Raw genomic sequence first — 6,466 nt, 5'->3', positions numbered from 1 at the left:
TTGGGCTATCTGGATAAAGTGCTGGACCATGATATCGAATATTTTAAAATGCTTGGCGCCGACGGCGTTACGCTCGGCGTTGACGTTGACGGCAATATGTCGATGGGCCTGGGCCGATCGGTATTCAGCGATTTCAATACGAACTACCCACTTAGTCGAGTGGAAAGCAGGATGAAGCAGCAAGCGCTTATGCAAAAATTCAAAGACGCTTCACTAGACCTTCGCGGTTACGGTTCGGGAAGCTACGCTTTTCCTTATGTCGGCACAATCGACCATTTGATCGATGATTACTCGTACGATTCTTTTTCGGGAACGGCCGTCCCATTTATTCAGATCGCGCTTCATGGGCTTGTCCAGTATACGTCTTCCTACGCAAACGATCGTCAGGAATACCGTAAACAATTTTTACGCGATCTGGAATACGGTTCCGCTCCTTCTTTCATTTTTATTTATGAGAACGCCGAAAACTTCAAGGATGCTTACAAGCTTCACTTATACAGTCCGGACTTCCGAAATTGGGAAACGGATGCGGTTCAAGAGTACCGGAAAATGAACGAAGCGCTTGGCGATGTGCAGGACCAATTCATTGTTGGCCATCGTACGCTTGCAGCCGATGTGAAAGAAACCACATACGCCGGCGGTAAACGCATCATCGTTAACTATGGCAGCGCGACTTACACTAGCGGTGAAATAGCTGTGAAACCGCTCGATTACTTGATCGTGGAAGGGAGTGAGGCACCTTGACAGCCAAGAGAAGGATGCTTTCCGGCCAAGCGATCCGCAAGCTGGAGGGCTCATTGTTCATAGCCCCGTGGGTCATCGGTTTTTTGGCATTCATGGCGTTCCCGCTCGGATACTCGCTTTATATGAGCTTCCATCAGGTAACGATTATAAGTACGGGCATCGAGGTTCACCCGGCTGGGCTCAAGCATTACAAGTACATTTTGCTGGAGAACGGAGAGATTTTGTACAATTCGCTGTTCCCTTTTTTGCGCCAGTCGCTCCTCATGCTTCCGATCATACTGATTTTTTCGCTGCTTGTCGCGATCATGCTCAATCAGAAGTTTCCGGGACGTGCCTTGTTCCGCTCCATCTTTTTTCTGCCCGTTATTTTCACAACCGGGGAGGTCGTGCAGGAATTCATGACGCAAGGCAAAGGGGACCTTGGTTTTCTCCAAAGGTATAACATCGCTTCGCTCGTGTCGGAGAACATGTCGGGGGCCTGGGCTGGCCCGATAGTTGCCGTAATGGGATCTTTCGTCCTGATCCTGTGGTATTCCGGCGTACAGATCCTGATCTTCTTGGCCGGAAGGCAAACGATCGGCGCCTCGGTTTACGAAGCTGCGAGAATCGACGGCGCGACACCCTGGGAAGTATTCTGGAAAATTACACTGCCCGGCATGACTCCGTTCATTCTGCTCAATCTTATTTACACGACGGTCGATTTATTTACATTTCCGACAAACCCGATTTTATCGCAGGTGACCAGCAGCAATTACGGTCAGTCAAGCGCTCTGGCCTGGATATACTTCGTGATCATACTCGTATTCCTCGGAATGGCCCTGTGGGTGTTTCAGAAAGTGCAAAAGGCTTCGGGTATGGGGGCGGCCGATTGATGGCGGGAAATAAACATTTGCTCTGTAATTCAGCTTGCAAGGAGGATGAGTTGTGACCCGGTTAATAACGACGATCCGAACGATTTATACAAACGGTCTTGATTCGAGGGCGAGACTTGCCAAGATACGAAACGTGATTGTTGGCAAAGAAGTGGATAAAGGACTCATATTCCGCGTCTTTATTTATCTCATACTGATTGACGTGGCCTACATTTACTTAAACCCGATTTTATCCATGATTACGACTATGGTCAAAAACTCGGCCGACTTGATTGATCCCGCTGTTACCTGGGTGCCGAGGAGGATTTATACCGGTGTCCTGCAGGAAGCTTGGAGCAGGCTGAGGTATCCGAGCGCCTTTACGATAAGTACGGTTCTCTCGCTTACGATTGCGGTTTTGCAGACTGTATCGTGCGCAGTGGCGGGATATGCGTTCGCCAGGCTCGAGTTTCCTTTCAAACGAACATGTTTCATACTCCTGATCTTTACATTTATCGTCCCGATTCAAGTTACAATTTTGCCGAATCTGATCACGGCCAGCCAATTTGGTCTTATCGGGACGTACATTCCGATCGTGCTGCCCGCATTGTTCGGACACGGGTTGAAGGGTGCATTGTTTGTCATCATTTACCGCCAGTTTTTCTCTACTCAGCCGAAGGAACTGGAGGAAGCGGCGAAGATCGACGGTGCCAGCGTTTTCCGCATTTTCTATAAGGTTATGCTGCCACTAGCTAAACCGGCGATTCTCGTCGTATTTCTGTTCTCGTTCGTCTGGACGTGGAATGATTACTATTTGCCAAGCATGTATTTGCAGGGAGTACAGGACGTGCCTCTTTCGATGGGCATATCGCAAATTTCCGCAGCGCTTGCGCAGCGGGAGGCGGAATTGGGACCGTCGATTTTCGACGAACCTCTCAAGATGGCAACTTCTTTTCTGATCGTCCTTCCGCCTCTTGTCCTGTATACGTTTACGCAGCGTTGGTTCGTTGAAGGCATCGAGCGTACGGGTTTGGTGGAGTAATTCAATATTGTTTTGTTAGACATAATATGCTGAACAAGCGCCCTAATACTCGACAGAACCAACCGGGTATTGGGGCGCTTGTTAGCTATTTTCTAAATTGCAACTCAATCAGATTAAACAGAAAAATCGTCGACTATTTTCCATGGTTTGGTATGATAGGTATTACTAAAACTTTTATATCAATGTGGTGGAGGATATATAATGATTATTTTAATAAGCGGAAATGGTTATATGGGGAAAACATTTATGGCACAGAAATTATTAGAAAAATATAAGGTGCCATATCTTTCTATCGATCACCTAAAAATGGGGATTTATAGGAGTAATAGCAATTGTGGTTTCACGCCTCTGGATAGTACTGAAGTAATTGGAGATAAATTATGGCCAATTATTAAAGGAATCATTATGACTAATATTGAAAACAATCAAAGTATCATTATTGAAGGGTGTTATATACTACCACACTATTTGAATGATTTTGAGAAACCTTATGCTGACAAAATCATATCCATCTTCCTGGGATATTCTACTAGATATATTGAACAGAACTTTGAATCGAAAATAATAAAATATAGAAGCGTTATAGAAGGTAGAGGGAGGCTAGAAGAAGAGGATACTTCAGAATTTGCGATTAAAACATATATGGAAGAAAATGATGAGTTTAGGAGAAGATGTGTGGAAACTGGGGAGAAGTTTTTTGAAATCGATAAGAATTATCAGGAAGAAATGATTAAAGTGTATACCTATATAGATAGTCAAAAACAAAAAATTGAAAGTAAACTCAAAGAGGGCGATGACATCCTATAACAGCTGTTCAAGTATCGCGCCGCGGCGCGTTTTTCGCCGATAGACCTGTTAAGCTGAACCGTATCATCGTTAGTGGTAAAGCAGAAATTCGAATTGAACGTTGATGCTGCTGTGCTAAATCTTGACCATTGAGCCGTGATGTCAGATGTGCAGGAATGCTGAGTCCATAAAGAGATGAGCATGGAGTGATTAGATGATGATGAATTTGTATGGAGCGGAGCATCACTTGATGGTGGTATCAAATTCCATTGATGCGGAAGAGCATCGACACTCATTTTTACAGGTGACCCTTTCGTTAACGGACGAATTTGAAATTGATGTAGAGGGACAAAGCTTGAGTTGTCCAGGCATCATTATCAATTCCAACGTCGTTCATCGGCTAAAAGGAGCGGAACACCCTTTGATGCTTCTTCTGATGGACAGCACCTCTGAGATGGCAGCAAGCTTTAAGCGATATATAGAGGGTCGGCAGTATCATGTATTTCCGCAAGGGATGATGAAGATCATTCGCGAATTTGTGCAAAACGAGTATGCTGGCGTTAAGGATACGGGCAGCTATCTTTCTTTTCTGGGACAACTCATGATGCTATTGGGCGTAAAATATGTAAATACAGCTATTGTTGATCCGAGAATAAGAGATTTGATACAACTGATAAAAGATTGCACCGACTCCGAACATTCCGTAAGTCAATACGCCCGGCAAATAGGTTTATCCAACAGCAGATTGTCGCATCTCTTTAAAGAAAATACAGGCATATCGCTTAGCGGGTACATGCTGCTGCACAAGCTACAGAAGGCAACTTATTTTATTTTTGAAGGGCTCAGCATTACGGATGCGGCTATGGCAGCAGGATTTGACAGTCCGTCACATTTAGCCGCCACCAGCAAGCGGTTGCTGGGAATGACGGCGAAGGATATTCGCAAAGATAGCGTCTTTTTAAAAGTTTCTTGCCCGCATTAACCTTACAATTGGTGCAGGAGGTGTTTCCAATGAGTGCATACTTGAAGGAAACGGAATTGCTGAACTATTCTCATCCATTGATCCGGCCAGTCATTCACAGTCGCCAGTGGGATCATATGTCTAGGAAGGAACAAATTCTTGGCATTTATAACTACGTCCGTGACGAAATCCTGTTCGGCTATAACAGGGCGGATGATATTCCGGCATCGGAAGTATTGCAGAATGGCTATGGTCAGTGTAATACAAAGGGTGTGCTTTTTATGGCGTTGCTAAGGGCCGTGGGAGTGCCTTGCCGTATGCATGGATTTACCATTGATAAGAAGCTGCAAAAGGGAGCGATGAAAGGGTGGTATTACCAGCTGTCGCCCCGGGAGATCGTTCACAGCTGGGTTGAAGTGCTTTATGAAGGTAAGTGGTTGAATATCGAAGGGTTTATACTGGATATTCCCTATTTGACCAAGCTTCAGCAAAAATTCGAACAGTGTACGGGTTCATTTTGCGGTTATGGCGTTGCAACAGATAATTTTCAAAACCCGGAAATTTATTGGAACGAAGATGATACCTACGTGCAAAAAGAAGGAATCGTTCAGGATTTTGGGATTTACGACAGTCCCGATGCATTCTTCTCCGTTCATCAGCAAGGGCTCAGTCCGTTTAGGAAAACGATCTATAGCTGGGTTGTTCGGCATCTGATGAACCGGAATGTCGATCGCATAAGGCAGGGGTAATCTGCGTACTAAGTGAGTCTGCTGGACAAAATGGGTATTCAACACATGTGGAGTGCCTAATATTGATAGTACGAAATGAGATGTGACAGTACTGCTCAATGAAGGAAGATTCATAACGAAGGTTGCGTTTTCGTAGACATTTTGTCTACACTGCTTAATAGGCGAATAGGCACGTAAATTGTTGGAATCTGTAGCTCACCGTATCATAAATAACGGCAAGCTTTTTTGGAAATAATGAGATAAAAGGAGAGATGGAAATGTCTTACATCGTTGATTTTAATAATGTGTCTACGCTTGGTTTAGAGTCTTCACCTGTAGTAGAAGCGCTTGCTGGTTTACGTGCTAATGAAGCCCGTTACTTTATGAACAAATACAAGCATGAATTTACGGTTGTACAAGCTAGCGAAGGCCAGGAGACCCTTGATTATGTGAGCCGAATTTTGAAAGAAGAACGTGATATTGAGTTTGCGGCCAAACCATTAGAAACGTCACAGTTTCAGGTGGAAAATATCAAATTTGCCTATGTCTTTTATGAGGATGGTCTTGAGGTCAACGTCATGTATACGGTTGATGATCCTAAGAAGCGGGCCGTTGGTTTTAAGCTTTCGGAGGGGATGGAGATACCAAAGGAGTTGGAAGAGAAGTTTAAGTTTGCTAGGCAGAAGTCTAAACTAGCTGGAACCATTCGGGGTTCGTTTTTTGTAATTAAAAAAGAATATTAAAGTAAGCAGAAGTGCAATTGGAGGAATCCATCCACTTTTTGCCTCAGAGCTAGAGGGGCAATGGTATGGCTAAGAATGCTAGGGCAAATGAGAAGGTAGGTCATAATAAACGGAGGGTTACTCTGAGGCGGTTGTAATAAACTGCTTAGGAGTAACCCTTGTTTTGTTCTAAACTGATTAGAAAGGTTAAGTTTTAGTAATCTAGCAGCAGCCGAACCTCCGCCGAAATGACCGTGTGCGGTGTGCTCCATTTAACGATGTTTTTCATCGTTAAAGTCAGTCTACCAGGTCAACCAGTCACGTTAACGATGTTTTTCATCGCTAAAAGAGGGCGGATGACCTCTCCGGCGGATTAAAAGGGGTTTTAACGATGTTTTTCATCGTTAAAGCAAGTTGTGGAGGGGATCTGGAGCTTTTAACGATGAAAAACATCGTTAAAGTAGCAGAGCCCCTCCTTTCTTTAGTCCCACTGCCCCAGCAGCTTGGCCTGCGGAGAAGTCCTCTCCAATCAAGAGAGAAACCCTTGTTGGCAGTCCGTTTGAGCTTGGTGTTCGTGTGATTCGTGCGATTGTAGCTGAGAAGGGAATGGCTGTGGGCGGAAGAGCGTTAGC

Annotated in this window: 8 protein-coding genes; all 8 read left to right on the top strand. The window is 44.7% G+C overall.

The genetic code is table 11. The annotated features are described in order from the left end of the window. Nucleotides 1–744: DUF5696 domain-containing protein (locus J2Z66_RS15765; RefSeq protein WP_245375579.1), on the top strand; the 744-nt coding region annotated here is incomplete at its 5' end. Nucleotides 745–758: 14 nt separating this feature from the next. Beyond that, nucleotides 759–1,616 carry a carbohydrate ABC transporter permease gene (locus J2Z66_RS15760; protein WP_209972409.1) on the top strand — a complete coding sequence of 286 codons (858 nt, stop codon included), beginning with the start codon at nt 759–761 and terminating at the stop codon, nt 1,614–1,616. Between the two features lie 73 nt (nt 1,617–1,689). Then, nucleotides 1,690–2,637, top strand: a complete 948-nt coding sequence (locus J2Z66_RS15755; protein WP_376774412.1) for a carbohydrate ABC transporter permease — start codon at nt 1,690–1,692, stop codon at nt 2,635–2,637. A 201-nt stretch (nt 2,638–2,838) separates the two neighbouring features. Next, entirely contained in the window at nt 2,839–3,444 is a 606-nt protein-coding gene (locus J2Z66_RS15750) for a 2-phosphoglycerate kinase (RefSeq protein ID WP_209972386.1), read from the top strand. 193 nt (nt 3,445–3,637) lie between these two features. Next, a complete protein-coding gene (locus J2Z66_RS15745) occupies nt 3,638–4,405 on the top strand; it encodes a helix-turn-helix domain-containing protein (protein ID WP_209972385.1) in 768 nt (255 codons plus the stop codon). 29 nt (nt 4,406–4,434) lie between these two features. Next, entirely contained in the window at nt 4,435–5,133 is a 699-nt protein-coding gene (locus tag J2Z66_RS15740) for a transglutaminase-like domain-containing protein (RefSeq protein WP_209972384.1), read from the top strand. Between the two features lie 257 nt (nt 5,134–5,390). After that, nucleotides 5,391–5,855 carry a DUF8821 family protein gene (locus tag J2Z66_RS15735; RefSeq protein ID WP_209972383.1) on the top strand — a complete coding sequence of 155 codons (465 nt, stop codon included), beginning with the start codon at nt 5,391–5,393 and terminating at the stop codon, nt 5,853–5,855. A gap of 370 nt (nt 5,856–6,225) precedes the next feature. Then, the gene (locus J2Z66_RS15730; protein ID WP_209972382.1) at nt 6,226–6,414 is read left to right on the top strand and encodes a hypothetical protein; all 189 of its coding nucleotides are present in this window, start codon (nt 6,226–6,228) and stop codon (nt 6,412–6,414) included. Nucleotides 6,415–6,466: the final 52 nt, after the last annotated feature.

This window comes from Paenibacillus eucommiae (assembly GCF_017874215.1).
GTDB classification, from domain to species: Bacteria; Bacillota; Bacilli; order Paenibacillales; family NBRC-103111; genus Paenibacillus_AI; species Paenibacillus_AI eucommiae.
This window is presented reverse-complemented; position numbering and strand designations above follow the sequence as displayed.